The sequence below is a fragment of the Serratia bockelmannii genome, from assembly GCF_008011855.1.
Classification (GTDB): domain Bacteria; phylum Pseudomonadota; class Gammaproteobacteria; order Enterobacterales; family Enterobacteriaceae; genus Serratia; species Serratia bockelmannii.
The window spans coordinates 1-856 of the sequence record NZ_VOUX01000018.1; the positions used below are offsets into that span (position 1 = coordinate 1).

General features: G+C 54.0%; 1 rRNA gene. It reads left to right on the forward strand.

The features are described 5' to 3' along the window. A 23S ribosomal RNA gene (locus tag FOT55_RS12500) occupies positions 1 to 856 on the forward strand; the annotation flags it as partial.

Here is an 856-nt window from a genome sequence, read left to right on the forward strand (position 1 = left end):
TAGTTGCAAGGTATAGACCCGAAACCCGGTGATCTAGCCATGGGCAGGTTGAAGGTTGGGTAACACTAACTGGAGGACCGAACCGACTAATGTTGAAAAATTAGCGGATGACTTGTGGCTGGGGGTGAAAGGCCAATCAAACCGGGAGATAGCTGGTTCTCCCCGAAAGCTATTTAGGTAGCGCCTCGTGAACTCATCTTCGGGGGTAGAGCACTGTTTCGGCTAGGGGGCCATCCCGGCTTACCAAACCGATGCAAACTCCGAATACCGAAGAATGTTATCACGGGAGACACACGGCGGGTGCTAACGTCCGTCGTGAAGAGGGAAACAACCCAGACCGCCAGCTAAGGTCCCAAAGTCATGGTTAAGTGGGAAACGATGTGGGAAGGCATAGACAGCCAGGATGTTGGCTTAGAAGCAGCCATCATTTAAAGAAAGCGTAATAGCTCACTGGTCGAGTCGGCCTGCGCGGAAGATGTAACGGGGCTAAACCATGCACCGAAGCTGCGGCAGCGACGCTTAGGCGTTGTTGGGTAGGGGAGCGTTCTGTAAGCCGTTGAAGGTGGCCTGTGAGGGTTGCTGGAGGTATCAGAAGTGCGAATGCTGACATAAGTAACGATAAAGCGGGTGAAAAGCCCGCTCGCCGGAAGACCAAGGGTTCCTGTCCAACGTTAATCGGGGCAGGGTGAGTCGACCCCTAAGGCGAGGCTGAAAAGCGTAGTCGATGGGAAACAGGTTAATATTCCTGTACTTGGTGTTACTGCGAAGGGGGGACGGAGAAGGCTAGGCTAGCCGGGCGACGGTTGTCCCGGTTTAAGCGTGTAGGGGGTGTGACCTGGTAAATCCGGTTGCATAT